This is a genomic window from Acinetobacter calcoaceticus ANC 3811 (assembly GCF_000399665.1).
Taxonomy (GTDB): domain Bacteria; phylum Pseudomonadota; class Gammaproteobacteria; order Pseudomonadales; family Moraxellaceae; genus Acinetobacter; species Acinetobacter calcoaceticus_B.
In genome coordinates this window covers 3,360,543-3,385,018 of the sequence record NZ_KB976986.1, presented here as the reverse complement: position 1 = coordinate 3,385,018, position 24,476 = coordinate 3,360,543, and the positions used below count along the sequence as shown (strand labels likewise).

Genomic DNA, 24,476 nt, shown 5'->3' with positions numbered 1-24,476 from the left:
AAAAATTACACAAAATTCCTTTTTTCTTTATTATTTTTTGTAAAGAAATTAAATTCCATATGCTCAAGTGTAGTGTGGGAAAAACCATGACGGCCATTACGTTGGCAACAGCATTGGCACAAAAAGGATATAAAGTAGCATTAGCAGATTCAGACAATCAAAAATCGGCTTTACAGTGGTTAAAACAGCGCCCCAACACGGTCGCAACCATTCAAAGCCTCGACTGGCGTCACGAGAAATCAATTGGTGATGCACCTAAAAATTTGGATTATCTAATTATTGATGCACCTGGTGCACTTTCAGGTGAACATGCTGAGCAACTCATCAGTGAAGCTCATGCGATTATCACCCCACTTCAGCCTTCATTTTTCGATATAGACAGTACTCGTCGCTTTTTGAAGCATCTACAAGATATTAAGCGCATTCGTAAAGGCAAAGTACAGATTTTACTTCTTGCTAATCGTGTAAAACCGAATAGTGCTAGCTCAAAAGATATTCAACAGTTTTTTGAAAAAATTGAACAGGAACCTGTTGCGTGGATTGCTGAACGTACGGCTTATGGTAGCTTAGCGATGCAAGGCTTAAGCATTTTTGATAAACCTCAAAAAAACTTTATTACGATTCAAAATCAATGGCAACCTGTTCTAAACAAGTTAGTTGAAGATAAAGCTGAGTGGTTTTAAATCACTTTTAGTCTCTAAAAAGAGATGTATAAGGTTCTTTACATTACGGCCTTAAAATTTGCCTCAGGTTATTTTTCAGTTAATATGACTTTATTCTATGTAGAAAATTAGAGAAATATTGTTCGTGCATCCATACGCTCCTAATTTACAGCGCGTTTTATTGTTTGGGCTGTTTTTTATTTTGATTTTTTTAGGATTTAATATCCTGAAATACTTTATTGTTCCTGTACTTTGGGCTGCCATCATTGCTTATATGACTTGGCCTATTTATTTAAGAATTCAACGTTTTTTTGGAGAAACCCGTAATACTTTAAATGCAACTCTAATGATTAGCCTGGTCGTTTTGGTTGTTGGCGTACCATTTACATGTGCTATTTTTATTTTGCAGCATGAAGGCCGCAACTTATATTTTGACTTACAACGTCAGGTTTTTTCAGGTCATTTAAGTGTTCCTGATTTTATTCGCGAGCTTCCTTTTGTTGGAAAAGAAATTTCTCGCACACTCAATGAGTTAAATAACGATCCTAATAGCACCATTCAGAATATTGCAGCTTGGGTTCAAAGCCATTTAAGTTATGGCCGAATGCTGCTCGGTGAAATTAGTAAAAATGTTGTCAAATTTGGCTTTGCCGTATTTACTCTCTTTTTCTTTTATCGTGATGGTCAAATGATTTTATCTCAGGTGAGTAAAGCCTTAGAAATGGTCATCGGCCCTCGTATTCATCATTATCTCGATACGATTTCTGAAACGACTCGTGCTGTAGTCTATGGTGTGGGTTTAACTGCAATTGCTCAAGCTGTTTTAGCTGGATTAAGTTATTTCGTAGCAGGCGTTCCAAACCCAATGGTACTTACCATTGCTACTTTCTTATTAGCTTTAATTCCATTTGGTACACCAATTTCCTATTTAGGCGTCGGTCTATGGTTGTTCTCTCAAGGACAAACAATGGAAGCAATTGGTGTAGTAGTTTGGGGTGTGGTGATTGTTAGCAGCTCAGATAATGTGATTCGACCACTTGTGATTTCTGGTGCCACAAAAATTCCATTCTTATTAATTATGTTTGGTGTGTTAGGTGGTATTGCGAGCTTCGGATTGGTAGGTTTATTTATTGGACCTGTAATTCTGGCTATTTTACTGGCAATTTGGCGTGAATGGTTACATGAAACCATTGAGCCTGAACCGATGCCTAAAACGACTATGATTTATGATTCTGAAAATGAATCTTCTAACGATAAAGAGTGAAGTATTTATTTAATTTAAAAATGTTTCTAGATACAAATTAACTATTTAAATTAACTTGTAGGTTAAACCTTCGTTTGTTTGAATCAAACAATCATATATATTTATAAGGACATCCAATCATGCAGATGTTTAATAAAATTGGCGCAGTCTGTGCGCTTACAGCTTTTTTTACGGTTGGCTGTAGTTCAGTCACAAAAACTGTATCAGATACAACTCAAGCATTAACCACAATGCATACGAAAAAAGTGGTCGATGTAAATGAAGTGACAGCCGCTGGTATTGGTAAAAAATTAGGTACGATTAGCTTTCAAGATAGCGACAAAGGTTTAATTATTACCCCTGCTCTAGCTGATTTACCAAGTGGTACACGCGGCTTCCATATTCATGAAAATGCATCTTGTGAACCAGCTGTAAAAGATGGGAAAGCTGGTGCTGCTTTAGCTGCTGGTAGTCACTATAACCCGAACCAAGCCCCTCATCACGGTACGCCAACCACTGGCCATTTAGGTGATTTACCTGCTTTAGTGGTCGATAATACTGGTGTTGCAACGACTGCTGTAATCGCACCTCGATTGAAACTTGCTGATCTTCAAGGTCGAGCTATCATGATTCATGCGGGTGGCGACAACTACTCAGACTCACCTCTGCCTCTCGGCGGTGGCGGAGCTCGAATTGCATGTGGTGTGATTAAATAATTTATGTCTTTTTCAAATTGTGGGTATCTAAAAAGATATCCACAATTTTGTTAATTTATTGATCGTTACAACTTGGTTTAAGCCTAATAAAATCTTAAAAAATGACTGACTTTTGTAGATAAAAAGAATAATATTTTTGAAGTAATAAAAATTTAAAGTTACATACTGCTTTCTCACGTATTCTCTAATTTAGAACAAAAGCCGTGAACTATCTGATCCAAATATTTAATAGTTTTAAGACAAACTCGATTTTAATTTATTGCCTGCAAATTTTGATTGTACTCACAGGCACAACTTTAGGTTTACTTTGGCTAGGCCATAACGAGCTCATTGTTCCTGTGACTTTAGGCGCGATTGCAGCAGCGTTAACCGACTTTGATGATCGCTTAAGTATTCGACTACGTAACTTGGTTTACGTCTGCCTCCTCTTTTTTACAGTCAGTAGTATTCTTGGCTTTTTAGCTCCCTACAAAATTTTCTTTATTTTATATCTTTCTCTTTCTAGTGCTTTTTTCATTTTATTAGGTGCTTTAGGGCAACGTTATGCCACAATTTCGTTTGGCACTATTTTGCTTTCCATTTATAGCATGTTCGGTTTAGGCGAATATACGCACTGGTACCAACAGCCTACCTACTTTGTTTATGGTGCTTTGTGGTATGGCTTTACATCTATTTTGTTTTTTATTATTAAACCAACACTTCCCTTACAAGATAAGCTCTCACAAATTTTTAAAGAAATTTCTGTTCTACTGCAAGCCAAAGCACGCTTGTTCGATCCCGACAATAAAGAAAACGTAGAACAACTCTTATATGAATTATCTTTACAAAATACGCAAGTTGCTCAAAGTCTCAATCAAATACGTAGCTCCCTACTCACTAGACTCAAAGCTTCTAGGGTAAGCAATAAAAGTATTTATTGGCTAAATCTGTATTTTTTTGCGCGGGACATTCACGAGCAAGCGACCTCTAATTATTTACATTACGAACATATTCAACAGAACTTTAGCCGTAGTGATCTTATTTTCCGTTTCCAAAAAAACCTGCGCCTACAAGCACAAGCGTGCCAAGATCTAGCTCAGTGTATTTTGCATAATCGGCCATCTCAGCCTTCGCAAGAAAGTCGGACGGTATTGAACCATTTGGAAAGTTCTTTAAAGGACTGGATACAGCAGCATCCACAAAACTTTGAAGTTAAAAATTTAAGACTTATTTTTGATAATTTAAAAGGCATGCATGAACAGTTTGAACAACTACAATATGCACAGCCCTTCCCTGAAAATAATACCCAAACAAGACAAGAACACTTAAATTTACTTGATGATGATATTCAAGGGTTTTCAGATCTGATCTTAAAACTCCGGCAACAGCTTACACCGCAGTCAGCATTGTTTAGACATGCCATACGAATTGCAGTTGTTTTCGCCGCAGGTTATGCGATTTCGTTATTGCCCTTTGCACAGCATGGCTATTGGATTTTACTGACTAGTTTGTTTGTCTGCCAGATCACTTATTTTGCGACTAAAAGCCGTCTTAAACTAAGAACTATTGGCACCTTACTCGGTGTTCTACTAGGAATACCTATTCTATATTTTGTACCGAGTATTGAAGGTCAGCTCATCATTACGATTATTTGCGGAGTCTGTTTTTTCTACTTACGGCAAAAGAAATATGCATTGGCTACGCTTATGGCCACCCTCATGGTGCTGTTAATTTTCAACTTAAAAGGTGCAGGCTACAGCATTATTTTACCTCGCCTGATAGATACGCTGTTAGGCTGTTTTATTGCATGGCTTGCCGTAAACTTTATTTGGCCTGATTGGAACTTCCGCAATATTCCCAACAATATTAAGAAAAGCAGCAAAGCAACATTAGATTATTTCAATGTGATTGTTGAGCAATATCAATATGGCAAAAATCAGGATATAGAGTACCGCCGAATTCGTCGTGCTGCCCATAATGCTCAAATCGAGCTATCTAACATGATCTCGAGTTTAAGTGCTGAACCAAATCCAAATCCTCAACTCATTCATTACGCTTTTCGCTATTTGGTTTATAGCCACAGCCAGCTGAGTTATGTGGCAGCGTTAGGTAGCCAACGGCAGAAAATTGAGGATCAACAGGTATTACAGCTCTTACTGGATTGTCAGCACATTCTTAATCAGAGTTTATTTGAACAAGCTTCTATTGACTTTAATTTTCTTGAGCGAACTTTAAAACAAATTCAAAATCTAACAACGCATGAGCACTTTTCAGAAAGCTATACTCTAGTCTTAAAACAAATGAGTTTACTATTAGAAACCCTACCTGAACTCTTAACTTTAAAAGGTCAGCTTTTAGAACAAGAGATTAAATAGCTATAACACTTTATTGAGGATAAAAAATGGACTTTCCAAAGATATATAAATTTCTTTCTGCCACTTTTTTATTGCTAAGTAGCACATCATATGCATTTGAAATAAATGATTTAAAAAAGATTATAGAGTGTCAATCAGATCAAGAAACTTATACCAGTTTTGCTTCTGAATATGATGAAAATTTATCAGCGCTTGGCTTTAAAAGAATTGAAGATTCAGACCAATCTTTCATTTATTTATATAAAACTAATCAACCCATTGAACTGTTTGGTTTAAAGACAAACGAAATTGCCCTAGCTGGCCAAGGTATAACTGCCGTTTTTCGTAATGTAAATGTTCAACAACTTTCAAAGAAATTTAATATTCCTCAGCATCCAGACTTTAAAACATTACCTTTTTTTAGAGGTGTTCGCACTGTCAAGACAGAACCTGCAACAGCAGATTCTTTTACTGTTTATCATAATCTCAACTTATCAGAAATGACCGGAAAAAGTCCGATGACATTATTAGGTTGTACTTATGAAACAGACCGCGAGGAAATGGAAAAAATGTTAAAAGAATAGCTAAAAAAACCGGAATATCGATTCCGGTTTTTTTAATTTAATCATTTCCTTCGAGCTTTCTTTCTTGCATTTCTTGCTTTAAAGCACTTCGTGGTTGAGTAAACCAAAGAGCAATAAAAGTAAATGCAGATAATACAAAGGCCCATAAATGAAATTGTGTATAGAGATAACGCACCAACTCAATCATTGCAAAAAAGCTCATCATCAATAGCATCGAGACTGCAGCCGCTACCGTTCCTTTTGACACTTCAGATGACATGAGTGCAAAGCGATATAAGACTGAAAAGCTAATTCCCTCACCAAAACAGATGAGCGTCATGCCTGTAAGCAAACAAGGAATTAAATAGGTTTGCCAAACTACACCCAATATTAAAATAAATGTCCCAATCAGCATAATCGGTAAACCAATCAGAATGGTCTTACCTAAAGCGAGACGGTCAATAATTTTAATTAAAACAATATTCCCGAGAATGAGACCAAGAAACACTGGAAATTGAGCCAAGCCATATTGCACACTGGTGAGCTTTAACTCATCTACCAAAATGATTGGAGATAAAGCAATCCATAGCATTAAAGGCATGCCCACCAACGGTAAAGCAAGACTTAAGCCTAAAAAACGGCGGTTAGTAAACACCTTTTTAAAATCATCAAAAAGATAACTAAAAGGTTGTCGAGTTACACTGGCCTGCTGACTTGGCATTTGTTTTTTCAAACCGACCCAACTGAGTAATGCCAACACAGCAATGGCGACAAATCCCCAATGCCAAGACACATAGTCGATAAGAAAAGCACCCAACACTGGTCCAAGCAACGGAGCAAGTAAGGAAATATTGGCCATGAGAGCCATGACTTTAATGGCATCACGCTCAGCAAAACTCTCTTGAATAGCGGCATAACCGACTGCGGAGATTACGGTTAAGCCAATTCCCTGCAAAAATCTTAATGCCAAAAACTGTTCTATTTGCCGTGTTAGTAAAATTAAGAAGCAGCAGAGAGCAAAAAACAAAACCCCTGCTAGCAGTACTTTTTTACGTCCGAGACGATCTGACAACGGCCCAAGTAACCATGCAACCGTGGCACCACCTAATAAATAAAATGACATTGAAGACGGCGCCCAAGTTGCGCTTACACCAAAATCTTGAGTAATTGCCAACATTGCTGGCTGAATAAGGTCATTGCCAATATAAACCGCAAATTCAAATAGCACTAAGGCCAAAGGAAACATCAACGTTGTACGGTTCAACGTTGTCGTTTGAATATTTTTCATGAGTTGTACACTTCAAAATAGCGGCCAAAATGTCTCAGCAACTACATATTGAAATAAATAATGTAGTCATGACGATGACAGTATGGTCTATCAATCTTTAGATAAGTTTTTATATGCCGTGAGAGTGCATGTTTAGAAGGTGAAACACCGTATTCACAAGGTGTCTAAAACGAGAAAAAATGTATGACGTGAGATTCGGTAATTTTTTACCAATTGGCACAATTGCCGAGCGCAACAATAGCACTTTTTAAATTGATCAGCAATCACGCAATTTCAAGAAGCTTAAATTTCAGTTTTTTGCACTAAAAGATCCACAAATTCCTGTTGTGCACAAACTCAAAGTTATCCACATATTCGATAAAAAATTAAGCATTAAGGACAAGGATTAACTTGAAAGTCTGGGGCATCTTGTCCTTGTGTACATTGATAGCTTTGCTTTTTATTCACAATTTTCCAGACTTGCTGGTCTCGTTTTAATAAATATTCTGTGCGGACTTTTGTTATCGCATCTTCGCTAGAATCTGTCTGTAAAATAGTGACTTGAGCATTAGAGGGATCATCGGCAGCATTCATTTGCTGTGAAATATCCAAATTGTTTGCATCGTTTAAAAGATCCGGCTGATCAAGTAATACCGCTTGTATCGGACTATCCGCAAGTTGGGCAGAAGAATTTTTCGCTGGAGTACACGCCGTTAGCGTTACAAGGCTACAAGCAATCAGCAAACTCATTTTTCTCATACGTGATCTCTTAGATTTACCCAAACTTAATGCTAAAGACTACAAATACTTTTTTCCGTTCAACATTGTAAACGGATTTATAAATATAAAGCTTTTCTTCAAAACAAATAACTCAGAATGAGATAGCAACCCAATATTATTGATTTTTAATCAACAATATTTTTCAAATTCATGCATTTTTCAACAAGAGTAAATTCCGTAAAGTACACATCAAATTTAGGAATTTAATTAGAGTGACTCCCATGAGTAAGATTTTAGTGATTAATGGTGCCAAACAATTTGCACATTCAAATGGTGAATTAAATGACACATTAACTACACTCGCAACGACCCATCTCACGGAACTTGGCCATGAAGTTCAAATGACCCGTGCCGATAGCGATTATGATGCCGAAAATGAAGTTGAAAAATTCTTATGGGCAGATGTCGTTATTTACCAAATGCCAGGTTGGTGGATGGGCGCGCCTTGGACAGTTAAAAAATATATTGATGATGTATTTACTGTAGGTCATGGTTCACTTTACGCAAATGATGGTCGTAGCCGTTCTGATGCATCAAAAAAATATGGTTCAGGTGGTTTAATTCATGACAAAAAATATATGCTGTCATTGACTTGGAATGCACCAATGGAAGCATTTGATGATGCAGATCAGTTCTTCCACGGCGTAGGCGTAGATGGTGTTTATTTACCATTTCATAAAGCTAATCAATTTTTAGGCATGAGCACATTACCGACTTTTATTGTAAACGACGTGATTAAAATGCCTGACGTTGATAGTTATGTTGAAGAATATAAAGCACACTTGAACACTGTATTTGCAGCAGCTTAATAAGGAAAAATCCATGCTAACCATTATTGCAGAAATTCGTACCAAATCAGCTGGACAGCATCGTCAAAACGTATTGGATGCATTCCAAAAAATTATTCCAATAGTTTTAGCAGAAGATGGTTGTCATGGTTATGAACCTTTAGTTGATCATATATCGGATGCCAGTTTTCAAACTAAAGAGCCCGATACGATTGTGATGTTAGAAAAATGGGCAAGTGTTGCTCATCTTGAAGCACATTTGGCTACACCTCATATGCAAGCACATCATGAAGCAGTTAAAGATGATGTCATTGATGTCAAAATTAAAATTTTAGAAAGCGGCGTATAATTTAGCCCATAAAAAAAGACGATATATTTATCGTCTTTTTTAGTTTTTAAGAACAAAGCTGTGTTTGGAAACCTCTAGAGCCTTTCCCTCTCGCGCACTGATAGCTTTTTTGCTTATTCTGCAATTGCCATTTTTCATCGACTAATTTAAATGCATATTCTGTTCGAATGGCAGAGACAGAGTCATCCATTAAACCTGTTTGAATGACAACAATACGGGAAACAGTTGGAGATTCTACTCGGTTAAACACTTGCTGAACTGAGGTGTTATTGTGCTCTTTTACAATCTCAGATTGAGCTTTAATTACTTGTTGCATTGGGGTTTCTGAGCCCACAAAAGGAATTAATTTACTGGTCGTCGCACACCCAGTGAAAAGTCCAGCACAGAGCGCTGAAATTAAAAATAAACGTTGCATTTTTATCACCAAAAACAAAAGGCATAGCTTTATGATGCTATGCCTTGGTCGGTTACTCTGTAGAAACTATGTAGTTCTAAAGACGGCTACTCTTTTTCAGACCAAATAATTGTTCTTGCTCACGCAACTTTAATGACAATCGTTTGATAAAATTAATTTCTATTACACATAACAAATAGGATCATTATGCAACTGACTTATGCGGGACAAGTTTTCTTGGTGGTCGTTGCAGTTTTGATGATTTGGTCATTTGTACTCACCAAGCTTTGGGTCAAGCGTTTAGCTAAAAATCGAGAAAGTAGTAAGTTTGAATTTGCTTATTTATTTGCCGTGGTTTTTAGTATTAGTGCTTTATTTTTCCCATTTACTTATTGGGTTTCTCAGGCAGTCTACGGCTTAGTAACCAAACCAACTTACGATGCAACTATGGTGAGTTATACTTCTGAATGGGTAGATACTGAACGTACCGACTCAAATGGACGTAAATATAAAACTAAGACTCTCATGCATACTGCTCAGGTTCAATTTAAAGATAATCAAAACAGAACTCTAACTTTAGACAACTCAGTTCGCTCTGGTGATGTGCCTGTAGTTGGTGAACATATTACTGTTGTTTATGAATCTGGTGATCACACCGCGCAAGAAAAGAGCTGGCGAACAATTCTATTGTTTGCAGCCGCTTTATTTATGTTGTTTATTTTAGGTTATGTGTTGCTCATGATTATTGCCTATAGTCTAAAGCGCGACATGGAACCCTACAAAACATTTGCTAGCACTTTAATTTTTAAAGTCACGCTTCCACTTGGAACAATGGCGATGTTTGCGATGTTGTCATATTCTATTTTTGCCTATTTCTTTTTAGGTAATCCAAGGGATTTACCTCTGTGGGCCATTGGGCTTTGTAGCTTTTTTGCTCTTAGTCTTTTACCGTTGATTTATCATATTCTGACGGGTTGGAAAGCATATAAGAAATAGTTTAAAAAAAGCTATTCATAAAAAATAAATTTTATTAAGAATTTATTCCAACTTAGATAAATCAACAGGTTCAATATTATTAATTTTTACAATATTAGGATTGGGTTCAAATCTTAACCACTTTTTTTCATCCATCTTTCAACTTTTTCTTTGCCTAAAATATGTAAAAGATTTGTAAGTAAATTAAATTTTGAATAGTTATCATAATAATAAATTATTACATTAATATGGTCTTCATTATTTAATGAAAAAATTTCATTAATATACACTTCATCAGAAATATCTAAAGAATGCCCCCAAATAAAGATATTGATGCTATTTCTATATTTTTCATCCAATGTAATTGCAAGATTCCTTTTTTTGATTACCTCCCAAAATTTTTGTATGTTTTTTATGTACTGATCTTCACTTAAAAATTGGTAATCTGTATTCTTAAATAACTTTTGATGATATTTAGTAAAACCGTAAGCTTTTAAACTTCTTAGCAAATCTCCTTTTAACTCAGAAATACCTAATACTATATTTTGATCTTCCCCACAACTTCCATGGAGAAAATCAGTATCTAAGCTAGCATCATAAAAATTAATGTATGTATTTGTATAATTGAAAGAAAAAATCTTATTCACAAAACCAAAGCTAAAATCTTCACTCAAATTAATAATAGGGGAAAGTGTCTTTACAAATAACTCTAAATATAAATTGAAAATTAAAATAAAATTATCAAGTTGATTATTAAGAAAACTCAAACTTCCTTCGTTACTATATATATCGTAATTTGAAAAAATTCTAATAAATTTTGATGAAATAACATATTCATGAGAATTCGTTTCTTCTGTAGCAATTTCTTTTCGAAATCTACCACTCTCATCATATCCCACATTATAATAATCTTTATTCAACAATCCTATAGAACAAAGCACATGGCACATCTTCTCACCTAAATAAATAAATTTATTATCATAATCAGAAGCCTTATAACCAGAAGTTCGTATTACTCGTTCTAATTTATTTTCATTTAAAGATACTTCATTAATTTTATCCAGAAAATTAGTAGTATAAATTAATGCTTCCTCAATTTTTTGCTCAAAGTCAATCCATGTTTTAATCTCTCTAACATGATCAGAAAAATACTGATACCAAATATTTTCTTTTAATTTTTGTTTTAACTCTTTAACTTGTTCAGTCGAAATTTTTATCTCATCGGTTTGGTACATTGCTTTTGTATATTTAAAGAAGTAATTTTCTTTTTCATATAGAGAACCAAATAAGTCATCAAATCCCATCTCACCTTTCTGCTCCTCCCAGCTTTCTATAGCTCCCATTGCGACCATGAAATGATCATATTTCGTAGGTAAGTAATGTGATAAATCAAAGCCATTGCCGACAATTAGAATATTCATTGTTATAAAATTCTCATAATAAAAAAAGCGCATCTTTCGATACGCTTTTAACAGAAATTCTTTTATTCAATCAAGCATTAAAGATCAAATAATTTGCCTGGGTTCATAATCCCGTTCGGGTCAAACGTCAACTTCAAAGCTTTCATATATTCAATTTCTTCAGGCGAACGTGAATATTCCAAATACGGTTTTTTCGTCATACCTACGCCATGTTCGGCAGAGATTGAACCATCGTATTTTTTCACGGTATCAAACACATATTTATTCACAACCTGACACTTCGCAAAGAACTCATCTTTGGTTAAGTTTTCAGGTTTTAAAATATTTAAATGCAAGTTACCGTCACCGATATGACCGAACCAGCAAATTTCAAAATCAGGATAGTTCTCTTGAACAATTGCATCAATCTCACGAATAAATGCAGGCACGTGAGTAATTAATACTGAAATATCGTTTTTGTATGGAATAAACGGCGCGATTGATTCAGAGATATCTTCACGTAAACGCCATAAACTTTCGACTTGGTCAAGGCTCTGGCTCATTACGCCATCAAGTACCCACCCCTGCTCCATACAATGCTCGAAGATTTCCATCGCTTTATCGATAATCGGCTCATATGGCGCTTCAAACTCAAGCAATACATAGAACGGACATTGAGTTTCAAATGGGCGTTGTACATGTCCATGATCTAAAACTTTTTGCATTGCAAGTTCACCAAAGAACTCAAATGCAGTTAAATCGATATCTTTTTGGAATGCATGTAATACAGGCATCACTGCATCAAAATCAGGAACACCTAAAACTAAAACTTGTAAGTTTTGTGGTTGGCGCTCAAGTTTAATTTCTGCTTCAGTCACTAAACCTAATGTACCTTCACCACCAATAAACAAATGCTGCAATGCATAACCAGTTGCATTTTTAACCATACCTTTGTTTAAACGTAAAATATCACCTTTACCAGTGACAACGGTTAAACCAAGCACCCAATTACGTGTCATACCGTATTTAATGACTTTAATACCACCAGCATTGGTACCGATATTACCGCCAATCTGGCTAGAACCCGTTGATGCGAAGTCAACCGGATAATACATCCCTTGTTCTTCAGCATAATTTTGCAATTGTTCAGTCACAACACCAGCTTGTACTCGTACCATACGATCTGCTGGGAAGAACTCAAGAATTTGGTTCATTTTGTCCATGCTAATGACAATTTCACCATTAGTTGCTACCGCACCCGCAGAGAGACCAGTACGACCGCCTGACGGTGTAATCGCAATATTAAACTGGTTCGCAAGCTTTACAACTGCCTGAACTTGTTCAGTGGTCGATGGAAAAACGATGACCGATGGGTTCGGATTAAAATGCTTGGTATGATCTTTACCCCAGTTTTCGAGACTATCAGCATCGGTTTTAATACGGTTTTCACCAACGATTGCTGTTAATTGGGTGAGTAACTCAGGTGTTAAAGCGACTGGAGCATTCATCGTTTGCAGACCTAGCAAGAAGTAAACTATGGTGGGACTATGACTTCATATTTTCAGGGTTTTCACCTGAGCAAAGCCATAATGTTCAAGGAACTCCTATATTCTACATGCAACAGCCCAAGCGATAAAGTTCAGAATAGAGATACTGTCACTACAAAACATGTTTAACGTAAATAAATGCTTTTCTATAAGACTTTCAGAGAAAAATCGCATTTAAATCTCATGCCAAACCTATTCTAAATGACTCACAAGCCATAAATAGAAGTGATTAGACATAGATAAAATTGCCATAAGACGATGGCGCAAACGAAATATCTATAGTACCGACCATTATGTTATGATAGCGCCACCAAATTTGGCCTTTGTAGCGGAGCCGTAATGAGCCAACATCTTTCACTACCTAAAGATAAAATCCGTTTCCTTTTGTTAGAAGGCGTTCACCAAAACGCAGTCGATACTCTAAACGCTGCGGGTTACACCAATATTGACTATCGCAAAACTGCTCTTGAAGGCGAAGCGCTAAAAGAAGCTGTTAAAGATGCTCACTTTATTGGTATTCGTTCGCGTACCCAATTGACTGAAGAAATTTTCGAAGCTGCAAATAAATTGATCGCAGTGGGCTGTTTCTGTATCGGAACAAACCAAGTTGATCTTAAAGCAGCAATGGCACGTGGTATTCCTGTATTTAACGCACCGTATTCAAATACGCGTTCGGTTGCAGAACTTGTACTTGCTCAAACGATTCTTCTTCTTCGCCGTGTTCCTGAAAAATCGGCGGCTTGTCATCGTGGTGGTTGGGATAAGTCTGCTGTCGGTTCTTTCGAAACTCGTGGCAAAACTTTAGGTATTGTAGGTTACGGTTCTATCGGTTCTCAGCTTTCTGTTCTTGCTGAAAGCTTAGGTATGCATGTGATTTATTACGATGCAGTGACTAAATTACCAATGGGTAATGCTCGCCAAGTTGGTTCGTTAGACGAACTTCTAGCGACTGCTGATGTAGTTACATTACATGTGCCTGATGTTCCATCTACACGCAACTTCTTCACTAAAGCACAATTTGCAAAAATGAAAGAAGGTGCAATCTTCCTAAATGCTGCACGTGGTACATGTGTAGTAATTGAAGATTTAGCAGATGCAATCAAATCTGGTCATATTGCTGGCGCAGCGGTTGACGTATTCCCTAAAGAACCAAAAGCAAATGGTGAAGAGTTTGTTTCTCCACTTCGTGGCTTAGACAATGTGATTTTAACTCCTCACGTTGGTGGTTCAACCATGGAAGCGCAAGCAAACATCGGTTTAGAAGTTGCAGAGAAATTTGTTGCTTACTCTGACAAGGGTATGACGCTTTCTGCAGTGAACTTCCCAGAAATCGCGTTACCATTGACTGCTGGTCAACACCGTTTATTGCACATCCACAAAAACGTACCGGGCGTATTGTCTAAAATCAACAACTTGTTTGCTGAACAAGGCATCAACATTTCTGGTCAAACACTCATGACTAAAGGTGACATCGGTTACCTCGTAATGGACGTTGACGCTTCTGCTTCTCACGAAGCTTTAGATATGTTGCATGAAGTTGAAGGTACAATTCGCGTGCGCGTATTGTTCTAATACGAACTGTAAATTTAAAAGCCACAGCATTGTCTGTGGCTTTTTTATGGACATTTACATTATCATGTGAAAAGTATACCAATCGATCTAATAATAAAATGTCCATTTCAAGCCAAAAAACTCAGCTACACGCTTTGGGCTTTCTCATTCTTGCCATGTTAAGCGTTCAAAGTAGTGCATCTTTGGCTAAATTTCTGTTCCAAAGCTTTCCTACCCTTACCGTTTCAGCAATGCGCTTATGTTTAGGTGCAATTATTCTTGCCTTTATTTTTAGAATTTGGCGAATTAATTTTAGTCAGGTCCGTTGGAAAGCTATTTTAGCGTATGGCTTTGCTCTTGCAGGAATGAACGCACTTTTTTATCTGTCAATTGAACGGTTACCCATTGGTATTGCAGTTGCTTTTGAATTTATTGGTCCCTTAAGTGTGGCTTTATATCACGCACGCCAAAAATATGATTTTGTCTGGGTCAGTTTAGCGATTGTTGGTCTCATTTTACTTTTCCCTTTCAATCAAGCTCATAGTCTAGATTGGATCGGAGTATTATTTGCAGTTAGTGCAGGTGCGTGTTGGGCACTTTATATTATTGCTGGACAAAAACCTTCAGGTATTTCAGGCAATCACACTGTGTGTTTAGGAATGAGTGTGGGCGCATGCATCTTATTACCCATTACTTTTTTCTCAGGCTCAATAGGGCAAGTTATAGAACTCCCCTCTCTTTTTTATTTTATTGGTTTGGCAATTTTAGCCAGCGCATTACCGTTCTCTTTAGAAATGCTAGCCCTACGTAATTTAACACCCTTAAGTTTCGGAACCTTGATGAGCCTAGAACCCGCAGTTGCTGCACTTTCTGGTTTTATCTTTTTAGGTGAATATTTGTTATGGAACCAATGGTTGGCACTTGCAACAATTATTGTAGCTTCTGTCGGTTGTACCATAACTACCCAAAAAGCACGTCTGGAACGTGAAAAAATAGTAAGTTAAATCAACTAAAACTGCGAGTTAAAACATGGCATTCGCTATAATTGACCATTGTTATTTTTAAATAATATTAGATGAGGCCCTAGGGTATTTCCATGCAGAATCTTCCCATTATTGCTGTGCTATATATGATTCTGTCGATGGTCTCATATCAAATCAGTGCTTCATTTGCCAAGCAGCTTATTGCCATATTAGACCCTCTCACCGTTACAGCTTTAAGGTTGAGCTTTGCAACGATTATTGTCGCGATCATGTTCCGTTCATGGAAAATCTGGTCGCGCTTACCCTATTTAAAATGGCGTGATTTATTGATGTACTCTGCGTCTTTGGGTCTCATGAATATTTTATTTTATACGTCGCTTGGAAAGTTACCTCAAGGGATTGCCGTCGGCTTAGAATTTATTGGTCCATTAGGTCTTGCTCTACTTTCGATTAAACAAAAGAGTGACTACATTTGGGTAGCATTTGCGATGTTAGGTATTGCTCTCATGGTTCCTTGGCAAGACCCAACACAACACCACTTTTCCTATGTCGGTGCTGCCTGTGCGCTAGGTGCTGGATTTTGCTGGGCCTTCTATATTTATTTTGGTCAGAAAGTTGTGACCCAAAATATAGGGATGCATGCTTTATCCATTGGGATTGGATTATCTGCCCTAACCTTACTACCAATAGGCATCTGGCATAATGCTCCTGCATTACTTGAAACGCAGTATTGGGGTAAAGCTTTACTTATTGCTGTCTTAGCGACCGCTATTCCATATGCACTTGATTTAATGGCACTCAAACAGCTCACTAAATTAACTTACGGTACCCTAACGAGTTTAGCACCAGCATTGGCAGCATTAACGGGTTTCTTATTACTTCACGAAGAAATCAGCATGCTGCAATGGGTGGCTTTAGCTTGTGTAATGCTGGCATCAATTGGCGTGACTTTAAGAAGTACTAAAAAAGTAGCATAGTTAAATACTATTGCTGCTTTTTATACTTTTTATATTCCTTTAAATATTTATTACCCAGCGTTTCTTTTTCACTGTCTTTAAGAATTTTTCCTGCTTGTTGGAAAAATTTATGCTCTTCTTCTTTTAAATGGTGATGGACTGTTTCACTCAACTGTTTGGCGATTGCTAACCAGCTTGGGCTACTCATATCGGTTTTTTCGAGCTGCTCGACCAACTCATCCATTTCATGATGCTCAGATAAAGCATGTCTTGTAATATCTAAACCAACATCATCAAACATTAAAGGAATATATAAATAACGGTCTTCGGCAACTGAATGGGCATACAATTCATTTTTTAATGCATCAAATAATTCTTTTCTTTCTTCGGTTAAACCATGTGTCTGAATAAGTTGTTCAGAAAGGCTACGTTGATTTTCATGGCTTTCTCTTAATGCTTCGAAAATATTCATTCTCTTCCTCATTTTTAGCTAAAAAATCTTTTTTATTTCAAGGTTTATCATACGTTGAAATTTATAATGTTTAAGTAGCTTAAAATGAGACTATTTTTTACACAGTTTTCTTTCTAGTAAACTTCTGTAATGATTTTTATATTTCTAGCTTTAAATGATACGTAAAAGTATGAACTGCATTTTATGGACAGCTCATACTTTCAATCTTATTTAACCCGTAACAAACATTTGATAGCCCAAACGGCAAATCAAAATACTCACCAAAATTAAAAAGATAATACGAACAAATCCACTTCCGTATTTAAGCGCGGTACGTACCCCAACAACAGAACCAAGCACATTTGCAACTGCCATCATTAAACCAATGTGCAAAATAGCGTGACCTGTCGGAATGAGGAAACTCAGGGCAGCTAAATTCGTCATAAAGTTACCGATTTTTGACAAAGCTGAAGCATGTAAAAAATCGACTTGTAAAAAACGAATAAAGAAGAAAATAAAGAAACTGCCCGTACCCGGACCAAAAATACCGTCATAAAAACCGATCGCCAAACTACCAATAGCAGCCAAAATCAGCATTTTATTAGTAATTTTTTGCTCAGTATGAACCTGTCCGAAGTTCTTTTTAACTAGCGTATAAATTGCAATCACAATCAACATTACGAATACGAAAGGTCGTAATACAGATTGAGGAATTAACGATAAACAAGCAGCACCAGCAAATGAACTAATTAGCGCACAAACAGCAATGACTGCTAAAAGCTTCCATTGCAACTTTACTCTTTTTGCAAAAGTATAAGCAGCCGATGCAGTACCAAAAATGGATGAGACTTTATTGGTACCAATTACGGTAGCAGTAGACATATTAGGAAAAGTGCTCATGATCCCGGGAATCTGGATGAGTCCACCGCCACCCACAGCAGCATCAATTGCTCCAGCAGTAAACGCAAAAAAGATCAAACTCAGGATAACATCCCATTCCATGCCCATGCTCTATACTCTACATATACTACAAATTTAAGATACGCTTAGGTACCAACCGTTTTCTATCAGTAATCTCAGCTAAACCTAGACAGCGCTCATCTGAAAAAACTAAAACTTCTGCTTCTGCAGAATGCTCAATATTGCTTTCTAAACCATTGCAAAAATACTTTTCACGCCCTTCAGGCACCTGAATTTTTAAGAAATGATCAACTGGAGCATAAACTGGAAGTAGCAAAGCTTCTCTTTGCTCTTCTGTAAGACTTTCCAGATATTCAATGGTATAACTCGGAATGAGCTCAAAATGTCCTGTTTGAGTCCGGTTTAGCATCGTTAAATGCCCACCACAGCCAAGTGCCTCACCAATATCTTCGCCCAGTACACGAATATATGTTCCTTTAGAACAAGTTACATCCAAAGTGAGACTATTTTCAGTAAATTCAATTAACTCTAAGGCATAAATTGTGATTGGACGTGCTTCACGCTCAATCTCGATACCTTTTCGGGCAAGCTCATATAACGGCCTGCCTTCTTTTTTCAAAGCCGAGTACATTGGCGGAATTTGTTGAATATCACCTCTAAATTTTTCTAAGGCTTGTTCAATAAGCTCTTGGCTGAGCACAGGAACAGAGCGCTCCTGTAGAATTTCCCCTTCCACATCACCTGTCGTTGTGGTTTGTCCCAATCGAACGGTGGTTTGGTAGCGCTTTGTTGAGTCCAGCAAATAGTGTGAGAACTTGGTGGCCTCTCCTAAACAAATCGGGAGTAAACCTGTCGCCAATGGGTCTAAAGCTCCAGTATGACCTGCTTTTTGGGCGCGGTATAACCAACGCACTTTTTGCAAAGCCGCATTTGAACTAAGCCCTAATGGTTTATTTAATAGAAATACACCACTAATATGGCGACGAGAAATTTTTTGATTTTTTGTCGTCATTTTTATTGGAACACAAAGCTAGAAAAAAGTGCCGACATGTTAGCAAATTCGGCAAGATATTTTCACAATATTTAGGTGCCTTTTCACTTATTTTATGGCACATTAATGATCGAGTAAAAAAACAACAAATTAAAACTTAAGGAAGATATCTTTATGCAAGGGATGCAGAAGAAGGTATTGTGGTGCGTGCTCGGATTTTTTATTTTGAGCCTCATTGCATGTGTCTATTGGTTAAGTCCTGACTCAAAAAACACATCAGCTCAGATCAGTGAAAATAAAGCTAAAAATTTAGCATCGGTTCCTCAGACAGATCATTCATCACGAAATGAAGATGTGTATCACAGTAAAAGTCAGCAAGACACCGAAGTTAACTGCCAGTTAAAAATTGATAGTTCTCAATATTTGGTCGTAAATAGTCAAACCCGCGACTGTTTTGAATATTTTATTACCCAATATGGAGAAAATGATTTAGAACAAATCAAAAATCACTTTGGGAAATTTGTTCAAGGACAATATTTAGAGCCAGCTCGTTCACAGATTATGGACTTATGGACCCGTTATTTAAAATATCGTGAACAACTTGCTCAGATCCAAACGCCGTCAGCAAAACAACAAGATAAAAATTATTTTCAAAAGATCTTTAATTCAATTCAGGATATAAGAAAACGCTTCTTTTCGACCTCTGAAATTGAAGGGCTCTTCTCTAACGAAGATATCTATCAGAACTATACGCTAGATCGAATGCAGATACTTGAAGACTCTTCTCTAAGCGAAATTGAAAAAGCACGAAAGCTTAAAGAACGTTTTGAAGAACTTCCAGAAGACTGGCAGCAAAACCTGCAAGAACTTTCTAAACTTGATGATTTACATACATTGACCAAACAAATTAAAGCTCGCAAGGGTTCAGCAGAAGAACTTCGGCAAATGCGTACAGCACTTGTGGGAGCCGAAGCGACTCAAAGATTAGAAACTTTAGATACAGAGCGGAATGCTTGGCAACAAAGGGTCAACAGTTATCTGGGTGGAAGAGATGAAATTCTTAAAAGCAATATGAGTGATAGTGCTAAAAACCAGGCCATACAACAATTACGCCAACAACAGTTTAACTCATCACAAGAACAACTAAGACTTCGAACTTTTGAAACGGTCCATGATCAGGGAGGTGAACTGCCATTTAATTACTAAGCCTTTCCTTTTTGGGAACTGGCTAAACATTCACTAGCAGTAGAAAGCTGCTTTTCATACAAAATAAAAATAGTGAGTAAAAAATGAAAAGGAAGTTAATGTTTTTCTGCGCTGCAATGCTCTCAGGACTGAGTATTTCAGCGGCCCATGCAACAAATGCTGAACAAGTTAAAAGCTCGTTCGTATATTCATCTTACGCACAAACAAAATATCCAATGGTTTTTAACCACGGTATGGCAGGCTTTAGCCGAGTTGGAACAGATACACTTGGTCTCGATTACTGGTACCAAATTCTTCCTGATCTTGCTCGTAATGGAGGAAATGTCTGGGCTACAAGAGTTTCACCATTTAACTCAACAGAAGTGCGTGGGGAACAACTTGCACAGCAAGTAGAAGAGATTATTGCCATTACTGGTAAGCCTAAAGTCAACTTAATCGGTCATAGCCATGGGGGTCCAACAATTCGCTATGTAGCCGGTATCATGCCAGAAAAAGTTGCCTCACTTACCACGATTGGTGCACCTCATAAGGGTTCACCAATGGCAGATGTCATTCTGAACGTTGAGGGTACTCCTCTTTCAGGCTTGGCAACGTTAGTAAACTGGTTTTCAGCAGCAATTACTTGGGCAGGAGGCCTAGATCCGACTAGCTATCCGCATGACTCTTTAGCAGGCGCCCATAGCTTATCAACTAAAGGTTCAGCTCAGTTTAGTGCTCAATTCCCTATGGGTGTACCCACCACTTCTTGTGGAGAAGGAACATACCAAGAGAAAGGTATTTATATGTATTCTTTCTCTGGAAATAAAGCTCTGACTAATCCATTAGATCCATTTGATATCGCCCTTACAGGCAGTAGTTTAGTGGTCGATCCATTTGGTGATAATGATGGTCTTGTTTCCCGATGCAGCGCCAAATTTGGTAAAACAATTCGTGATGATTACAACTGGAATCATTTAGATGAAGTCAATCAAGTGCTGGGGATACGTTCTATTTTTGCCTCAGATCCTGTCTCGGTTTACCGTCAACATGCAAACCGTTTAAAACTACAAGGACTATAATTTTTAAACAAAAAAATGCGCCAAAAGGCGCATTTTTTTACTCGGTATAAGCTTACGCTTTACGAGCTGGTAATTTTTCACGAATACGTGCAGCTTTACCAGACAAGTCACGGAGGTAGTAAAGTTTAGCACGACGAACGTCACCACGACGTTTCACTTCGATTTTAGCAACAACTGGTGAGTGAGTTTGGAATACACGCTCAACACCAACACCGCTAGAAATTTTACGAACTGTAAATGCAGAGTTTAAACCACGGTTTTTCTTCGCGATTACAACACCTTCAAATGCCTGAAGACGCTCACGCTCACCTTCTTTTACTTTAACTTGGACAATAACAGTGTCACCAGGAGCAAAAGCAGGGATATCAGTTTTTAACTGTGCATTTTCAATAATTTGAACTAAAGGATGTTTACCACTCATTGTGGGAATCTCCAATATGTGCGGAGTCAGAAGAGGTCTGAGGTTCCGCTGGGGATAGAGGCTAAAACGCATATCGACCCGTTTATCTTTCCCTTTATGACAATATGTCTATAAAGAGCCTTAGAATATACATAAAACTATTCATTAAATAGAATCATGCTTTAACTCGAAGCATTGCTTCTCGTTTTGTTGCAGAACTTTCGTTCCCGAGAATAGCGGTTAAGAATTACCACCATCCCCTTTAGCATCTTTTAGCCATTTTTTCTGCTGCTTATTCAACTCTACTTTTTCAGCCAACTCTGGTCGACGTTCTAAAGTTCGTTGATACCGCTGCACAAAACGCCACTTTTCGATATTGCCATGATGTCCAGATTTTAAAACTTCTGGTACATCCAGCCCCTCAAAATGGTCTGGCTTTGTATATTGTGGACAATCTAAAAGACCATCAACAAAAGAATCTTGTACTGCTGACTGTTCATCTGACATTACATTCGGCAAACGGCGAATAATACTGTCAAGTAACACCATAGCGGGCAATTCACCACCTGATAAAACGTAATCACCAATTGACCATTCCTGATCAACATAATGCTGGATCAAACGTTCATCCACTCCCTCATAACGTCCACACAGTACAATTAAGCCGTCGTAATCAACAAACTGCTGTACTGCCTGTTCATTTAAGGTTTTGCCTTGTGGAGACATATACACCACAGGAACATGAACATGTCCTGCTTGTGAGGCAAGCTGTTTGGCATGCGCTATTGCTTTCGCTAAAGGCTCAGCCATCATCACCATCCCAGGGCCACCACCAAATGGACGTTCATCCACTCTTTTGTAGTTTCCCTCAGCAAAATCACGAGGGTTAATACAAGTAACTTGTACGATATCCCGTTTTGCCGCACGTCCGCTGATGCCGTAGGCTGTAATCGCTTCAAACATTTCAGGAAAAAGCGTAATGACTGCAAAGAACATCACAGACTCCTCTATTTTCCTGCTGTATTAATCCTAAAAGGATTAATAATCTACGCCCCAATTGACGTAAATACGACCAGCTTCAAGATCAACACGTTGTACTACATCTTTATGCCAAGGAATCATGCGTTCTTCTGAATCAATGCTGTCTGGGGTAGCATGTACCACCATCACATCATTGGCTCCAGTTTCAAACAACTCATGAATTTTACCTAAGTTTACTTCCTGCTCTTCATCATCAAGACCAAACACTGTTAAGCCTTTTAAATCTGACCAGTAGTACTCATCTACATCTGCTTTTGGCAGTTGAGACTTAGCAATCCAGATATTAGCGCCAACCAAGTTTTCTGCTCCAGTGCGATCACTCACATCCTTCAAAGCAACAACTAGGCCTTTGCCATGTGGTTTCCAACGTTTTACATCTATTGTTTGCCAACCGGCCTTGGTCTCAATGTACCAAGGCAGGTAGTCAAACATGTTGCTCATAGGTTCTGTATTTGAATACACCCAGAGCCACCCATTCAATCCATAAGCTGAACGTAACTGTCCAATCTGAATACGATCTTCGGGAACATTCTGTGTCGATGTCATGGGCTACCTACTACAAAAAAATTATGCAGTAACTTTTTTAGCTTGAGCAGCTAAAGAAGCAACACGTTCAGAAGGTTGAGCACCTTGAGAAACCCAGTGAGCAAAACGGTCTGCATCTAAACGAAGTTTTTCTGCTTGACCTTGTGCAGTCGGGTTAAAGAAACCGATACGCTCGATGAAACGACCATCACGTGCATTGCGGCTATCAGTCACAACGATTTGATAGAATGGACGTTTTTTTGCGCCGCCACGTGCTAAACGAATAACAACCATGATAAAAGCCTTATAATTCTTACGGATTATCCCTGCGCCGACCATCGGCAACACTTCAAACCCCTTTCATAGAGGGCAACATTCTACGTGATTTTTGCCCTGAAAGAAAGATTAAATTTTGAGTTATCCGCAGTTTTGAATTTAAATTAGTGCCCATCCCAATTTGAAGTTCCAGAAGGAACACAAGCCGTACCACTGTTAATATCGGTCCCCTTTGTCCAACAACGCTCACCACGATAATTTAAAACAATATCTCCATCACCAGACTGTGAAGTTTTGACAATCGGTGTTGCAGTTAACACCCATGTTTCAGCAGTTAAAGTAGCAGAGGTAACGGGTGCTAAATTGACTGTATATAGAGGAGTGCCCTGTACTGGATAAGATTCTGCTATATTTAAATCAGTACTTGTTGCACCTATTACTTTAAAATTTGCAATTTTGTAGCGTTGAATCTGCATAGCAATTTGTTGCAATGTAGTTTGCATTTCCACACGTTTGGTACGACGAATATGTTCCTGATAAGAGGGATAAGCTATCGCTGCTAAAATCGCAATAATCGCAACAACAACCATTAGCTCAATTAAGGTAAAGCCTTTTGTTTTAATTACCACAACTCCCCCCCAGTACCACAAGTTGTATAGGTAACATTGTTAGTGGTTTTGTTCTTACAACGTAACCCTCTACTATTAAATAAAAAAGTAAAATTATTAGGATCGGAAGCCTCTGCTCGAACAACCCAATTTTGCCCTAAAGCCGCAGGATCTGTTAAGAGTTTAGTTGTATCGTCACCATCCCGTACCGTTATTTGATATTTGATAGTACTGCCAGTCGCACCCACAGGCAAAAGTACTGGTGCGGTAGCACCAGTAGAAAAACCTTTATAATTAAAATTTCTGGATTTATGACGCGCGAGCTGTACTGCAATTTGTTGTATTTGCTGTTGTGCACGTGAAGCATCAGCACGCAAAACATAGGCTTGATATGAAGGGATTGCAACTGCCGCAAAAATAGCAACAATCACTACCACAACCATTAGCTCAATAAGAGTGAAGCCTAAAGAATACGTGAATTTACGTTTCATC

General features: G+C 37.7%; 27 protein-coding genes. 13 read left to right on the top strand and 14 right to left on the bottom strand.

The features are described from left to right. Positions 1 to 47: 47 nt before the first annotated feature. The 5 genes from F935_RS17135 (at position 48) to F935_RS17115 (ending at position 5,538) form a co-directional block, all read left to right on the top strand. Positions 48 to 683 (top strand): ParA family protein, encoded by a 636-nt coding sequence (locus F935_RS17135; protein WP_265596965.1) that lies wholly within the window; start codon positions 48 to 50, stop codon positions 681 to 683. Positions 684 to 807: 124 nt separating this feature from the next. Further along, positions 808 to 1,926: an AI-2E family transporter gene (locus F935_RS17130; protein ID WP_016140034.1), complete on the top strand. Its 1,119-nt coding sequence runs from the start codon at positions 808 to 810 to the stop codon at positions 1,924 to 1,926. Between the two features lie 125 nt (positions 1,927 to 2,051). Then, on the top strand, positions 2,052 to 2,621 hold the full coding sequence (gene sodC, locus F935_RS17125; RefSeq protein WP_080645809.1) for a superoxide dismutase family protein: 570 nt from the start codon (positions 2,052 to 2,054) through the stop codon (positions 2,619 to 2,621). A gap of 203 nt (positions 2,622 to 2,824) precedes the next feature. Next, positions 2,825 to 4,975 (top strand): YccS family putative transporter, encoded by a 2,151-nt coding sequence (gene yccS, locus F935_RS17120; protein WP_016140032.1) that lies wholly within the window; start codon positions 2,825 to 2,827, stop codon positions 4,973 to 4,975. A gap of 26 nt (positions 4,976 to 5,001) precedes the next feature. Next, entirely contained in the window at positions 5,002 to 5,538 is a 537-nt protein-coding gene (locus F935_RS17115) for a hypothetical protein (RefSeq protein ID WP_016140031.1), read from the top strand. 37 nt (positions 5,539 to 5,575) lie between these two features. Here F935_RS17115 and F935_RS17110 read toward each other — a convergent pair whose 3' ends face one another. Continuing rightward, complete coding sequence (locus tag F935_RS17110; protein ID WP_016140030.1) at positions 5,576 to 6,805, bottom strand: chloramphenicol efflux MFS transporter CraA; 1,230 nt, start codon at positions 6,803 to 6,805, stop codon at positions 5,576 to 5,578. 372 nt (positions 6,806 to 7,177) lie between these two features. Beyond that, positions 7,178 to 7,543, bottom strand: a complete 366-nt coding sequence (locus F935_RS17105; protein WP_016140029.1) for a hypothetical protein — start codon at positions 7,541 to 7,543, stop codon at positions 7,178 to 7,180. A 242-nt stretch (positions 7,544 to 7,785) separates the two neighbouring features. Here F935_RS17105 and F935_RS17100 point away from each other — a divergent pair, with 242 nt between their 5' ends. Continuing rightward, complete coding sequence (locus F935_RS17100) at positions 7,786 to 8,373, top strand: NAD(P)H-dependent oxidoreductase (protein ID WP_016140028.1); 588 nt, start codon at positions 7,786 to 7,788, stop codon at positions 8,371 to 8,373. A gap of 13 nt (positions 8,374 to 8,386) precedes the next feature. Continuing rightward, on the top strand, positions 8,387 to 8,701 hold the full coding sequence (locus F935_RS17095; RefSeq protein ID WP_016140027.1) for a putative quinol monooxygenase: 315 nt from the start codon (positions 8,387 to 8,389) through the stop codon (positions 8,699 to 8,701). Positions 8,702 to 8,747: 46 nt separating this feature from the next. On the opposite strand, the gene F935_RS17090 is transcribed toward F935_RS17095, so the two are convergent. Then, positions 8,748 to 9,116 carry a hypothetical protein gene (locus F935_RS17090; protein WP_016140026.1) on the bottom strand — a complete coding sequence of 123 codons (369 nt, stop codon included), beginning with the start codon at positions 9,114 to 9,116 and terminating at the stop codon, positions 8,748 to 8,750. Positions 9,117 to 9,302: 186 nt separating this feature from the next. On the opposite strand from F935_RS17090, the gene F935_RS17085 reads away from it, so the two are divergent. Next, the gene (locus F935_RS17085) at positions 9,303 to 10,091 is read left to right on the top strand and encodes a hypothetical protein (protein ID WP_016140025.1); all 789 of its coding nucleotides are present in this window, start codon (positions 9,303 to 9,305) and stop codon (positions 10,089 to 10,091) included. A gap of 113 nt (positions 10,092 to 10,204) precedes the next feature. Here F935_RS17085 and F935_RS17080 read toward each other — a convergent pair whose 3' ends face one another. Further along, complete coding sequence (locus F935_RS17080; RefSeq protein WP_016140024.1) at positions 10,205 to 11,491, bottom strand: AbiH family protein; 1,287 nt, start codon at positions 11,489 to 11,491, stop codon at positions 10,205 to 10,207. A 77-nt stretch (positions 11,492 to 11,568) separates the two neighbouring features. Further along, on the bottom strand, positions 11,569 to 12,978 hold the full coding sequence (locus F935_RS17075; RefSeq protein WP_016140023.1) for an FAD-binding oxidoreductase: 1,410 nt from the start codon (positions 12,976 to 12,978) through the stop codon (positions 11,569 to 11,571). A 378-nt stretch (positions 12,979 to 13,356) separates the two neighbouring features. On the opposite strand from F935_RS17075, the gene serA reads away from it, so the two are divergent. From serA to F935_RS17060, 3 genes are all read left to right on the top strand, one after another. Then, complete coding sequence (gene serA / locus F935_RS17070) at positions 13,357 to 14,589, top strand: phosphoglycerate dehydrogenase (protein ID WP_016140022.1); 1,233 nt, start codon at positions 13,357 to 13,359, stop codon at positions 14,587 to 14,589. A gap of 98 nt (positions 14,590 to 14,687) precedes the next feature. Further along, a complete protein-coding gene (locus F935_RS17065) occupies positions 14,688 to 15,572 on the top strand; it encodes an EamA family transporter (RefSeq protein WP_016140021.1) in 885 nt (294 codons plus the stop codon). Between the two features lie 92 nt (positions 15,573 to 15,664). Continuing rightward, on the top strand, positions 15,665 to 16,528 hold the full coding sequence (locus F935_RS17060; protein WP_016140020.1) for an EamA family transporter: 864 nt from the start codon (positions 15,665 to 15,667) through the stop codon (positions 16,526 to 16,528). Positions 16,529 to 16,535: 7 nt separating this feature from the next. Here F935_RS17060 and F935_RS17055 read toward each other — a convergent pair whose 3' ends face one another. The 3 genes from F935_RS17055 to truB all read right to left on the bottom strand — a co-directional run bounded on the left by F935_RS17055 (position 16,536) and on the right by truB (position 18,891). Beyond that, positions 16,536 to 16,979: a hemerythrin domain-containing protein gene (locus tag F935_RS17055; protein WP_016140019.1), complete on the bottom strand. Its 444-nt coding sequence runs from the start codon at positions 16,977 to 16,979 to the stop codon at positions 16,536 to 16,538. Positions 16,980 to 17,189: 210 nt separating this feature from the next. Continuing rightward, positions 17,190 to 17,966, bottom strand: a complete 777-nt coding sequence (locus F935_RS17050; protein ID WP_016140018.1) for a sulfite exporter TauE/SafE family protein — start codon at positions 17,964 to 17,966, stop codon at positions 17,190 to 17,192. A gap of 19 nt (positions 17,967 to 17,985) precedes the next feature. After that, a complete protein-coding gene (truB, locus tag F935_RS17045) occupies positions 17,986 to 18,891 on the bottom strand; it encodes a tRNA pseudouridine(55) synthase TruB (RefSeq protein WP_016140017.1) in 906 nt (301 codons plus the stop codon). A gap of 153 nt (positions 18,892 to 19,044) precedes the next feature. Here truB and F935_RS17040 point away from each other — a divergent pair, with 153 nt between their 5' ends. Both F935_RS17040 and F935_RS17035 read left to right on the top strand, forming a co-directional pair. Continuing rightward, positions 19,045 to 20,076 carry a lipase secretion chaperone gene (locus tag F935_RS17040; RefSeq protein ID WP_016140016.1) on the top strand — a complete coding sequence of 344 codons (1,032 nt, stop codon included), beginning with the start codon at positions 19,045 to 19,047 and terminating at the stop codon, positions 20,074 to 20,076. 116 nt (positions 20,077 to 20,192) lie between these two features. Then, positions 20,193 to 21,134, top strand: a complete 942-nt coding sequence (locus tag F935_RS17035; protein WP_080645808.1) for a lipase family alpha/beta hydrolase — start codon at positions 20,193 to 20,195, stop codon at positions 21,132 to 21,134. 52 nt (positions 21,135 to 21,186) lie between these two features. Here the strand turns inward: F935_RS17035 and rplS are convergent, their stop codons facing one another. The 6 genes from rplS to F935_RS17005 form a co-directional block, all read right to left on the bottom strand. Continuing rightward, positions 21,187 to 21,555, bottom strand: a complete 369-nt coding sequence (rplS, locus tag F935_RS17030; RefSeq protein WP_016140014.1) for a 50S ribosomal protein L19 — start codon at positions 21,553 to 21,555, stop codon at positions 21,187 to 21,189. Between the two features lie 219 nt (positions 21,556 to 21,774). Continuing rightward, positions 21,775 to 22,530, bottom strand: a complete 756-nt coding sequence (gene trmD, locus F935_RS17025) for a tRNA (guanosine(37)-N1)-methyltransferase TrmD (RefSeq protein ID WP_016140013.1) — start codon at positions 22,528 to 22,530, stop codon at positions 21,775 to 21,777. 42 nt (positions 22,531 to 22,572) lie between these two features. Further along, complete coding sequence (gene rimM, locus F935_RS17020; RefSeq protein ID WP_016140012.1) at positions 22,573 to 23,121, bottom strand: ribosome maturation factor RimM; 549 nt, start codon at positions 23,119 to 23,121, stop codon at positions 22,573 to 22,575. Positions 23,122 to 23,142: 21 nt separating this feature from the next. Beyond that, a complete protein-coding gene (rpsP, locus tag F935_RS17015) occupies positions 23,143 to 23,394 on the bottom strand; it encodes a 30S ribosomal protein S16 (RefSeq protein ID WP_016140011.1) in 252 nt (83 codons plus the stop codon). A 146-nt stretch (positions 23,395 to 23,540) separates the two neighbouring features. After that, positions 23,541 to 23,966 carry a type IV pilin protein gene (locus F935_RS17010; protein WP_051110046.1) on the bottom strand — a complete coding sequence of 142 codons (426 nt, stop codon included), beginning with the start codon at positions 23,964 to 23,966 and terminating at the stop codon, positions 23,541 to 23,543. A gap of 32 nt (positions 23,967 to 23,998) precedes the next feature. Next, on the bottom strand, positions 23,999 to 24,475 hold the full coding sequence (locus F935_RS17005) for a type IV pilin protein (protein ID WP_016140009.1): 477 nt from the start codon (positions 24,473 to 24,475) through the stop codon (positions 23,999 to 24,001). Position 24,476 lies beyond the last annotated feature (1 nt).

Excerpts from the sequence above, each read along its gene's own strand:
- sodC (WP_080645809.1), top strand. The coding sequence starts at position 2,052 with ATGTTTAATAAAATTGGCGCAGTCTGTGCGCTTACAGCTTTTTTTACG.
- F935_RS17115 (WP_016140031.1), top strand. The coding sequence starts at position 5,002 with ATGGACTTTCCAAAGATATATAAATTTCTTTCTGCCACTTTTTTATTG.
- F935_RS17110 (WP_016140030.1), bottom strand. The coding sequence starts at position 6,805 with ATGAAAAATATTCAAACGACAACGTTGAACCGTACAACGTTGATGTTT.
- F935_RS17105 (WP_016140029.1), bottom strand. The coding sequence starts at position 7,543 with ATGAGAAAAATGAGTTTGCTGATTGCTTGTAGCCTTGTAACGCTAACG.
- F935_RS17100 (WP_016140028.1), top strand. The coding sequence starts at position 7,786 with ATGAGTAAGATTTTAGTGATTAATGGTGCCAAACAATTTGCACATTCA.
- F935_RS17095 (WP_016140027.1), top strand. The coding sequence starts at position 8,387 with ATGCTAACCATTATTGCAGAAATTCGTACCAAATCAGCTGGACAGCAT.
- F935_RS17090 (WP_016140026.1), bottom strand. The coding sequence starts at position 9,116 with ATGCAACGTTTATTTTTAATTTCAGCGCTCTGTGCTGGACTTTTCACT.
- F935_RS17085 (WP_016140025.1), top strand. The coding sequence starts at position 9,303 with ATGCAACTGACTTATGCGGGACAAGTTTTCTTGGTGGTCGTTGCAGTT.
- F935_RS17080 (WP_016140024.1), bottom strand. The coding sequence starts at position 11,491 with ATGAATATTCTAATTGTCGGCAATGGCTTTGATTTATCACATTACTTA.
- F935_RS17075 (WP_016140023.1), bottom strand. The coding sequence starts at position 12,978 with ATGAATGCTCCAGTCGCTTTAACACCTGAGTTACTCACCCAATTAACA.
- serA (WP_016140022.1), top strand. The coding sequence starts at position 13,357 with ATGAGCCAACATCTTTCACTACCTAAAGATAAAATCCGTTTCCTTTTG.
- F935_RS17065 (WP_016140021.1), top strand. The coding sequence starts at position 14,688 with ATGTCCATTTCAAGCCAAAAAACTCAGCTACACGCTTTGGGCTTTCTC.
- F935_RS17060 (WP_016140020.1), top strand. The coding sequence starts at position 15,665 with ATGCAGAATCTTCCCATTATTGCTGTGCTATATATGATTCTGTCGATG.
- F935_RS17055 (WP_016140019.1), bottom strand. The coding sequence starts at position 16,979 with ATGAATATTTTCGAAGCATTAAGAGAAAGCCATGAAAATCAACGTAGC.
- F935_RS17050 (WP_016140018.1), bottom strand. The coding sequence starts at position 17,966 with ATGGGCATGGAATGGGATGTTATCCTGAGTTTGATCTTTTTTGCGTTT.
- truB (WP_016140017.1), bottom strand. The coding sequence starts at position 18,891 with ATGACGACAAAAAATCAAAAAATTTCTCGTCGCCATATTAGTGGTGTA.
- F935_RS17040 (WP_016140016.1), top strand. The coding sequence starts at position 19,045 with ATGCAAGGGATGCAGAAGAAGGTATTGTGGTGCGTGCTCGGATTTTTT.
- F935_RS17035 (WP_080645808.1), top strand. The coding sequence starts at position 20,193 with ATGCTCTCAGGACTGAGTATTTCAGCGGCCCATGCAACAAATGCTGAA.
- rplS (WP_016140014.1), bottom strand. The coding sequence starts at position 21,555 with ATGAGTGGTAAACATCCTTTAGTTCAAATTATTGAAAATGCACAGTTA.
- trmD (WP_016140013.1), bottom strand. The coding sequence starts at position 22,530 with ATGTTCTTTGCAGTCATTACGCTTTTTCCTGAAATGTTTGAAGCGATT.
- rimM (WP_016140012.1), bottom strand. The coding sequence starts at position 23,121 with ATGACATCGACACAGAATGTTCCCGAAGATCGTATTCAGATTGGACAG.
- rpsP (WP_016140011.1), bottom strand. The coding sequence starts at position 23,394 with ATGGTTGTTATTCGTTTAGCACGTGGCGGCGCAAAAAAACGTCCATTC.
- F935_RS17010 (WP_051110046.1), bottom strand. The coding sequence starts at position 23,966 with ATGGTTGTTGTTGCGATTATTGCGATTTTAGCAGCGATAGCTTATCCC.
- F935_RS17005 (WP_016140009.1), bottom strand. The coding sequence starts at position 24,475 with ATGAAACGTAAATTCACGTATTCTTTAGGCTTCACTCTTATTGAGCTA.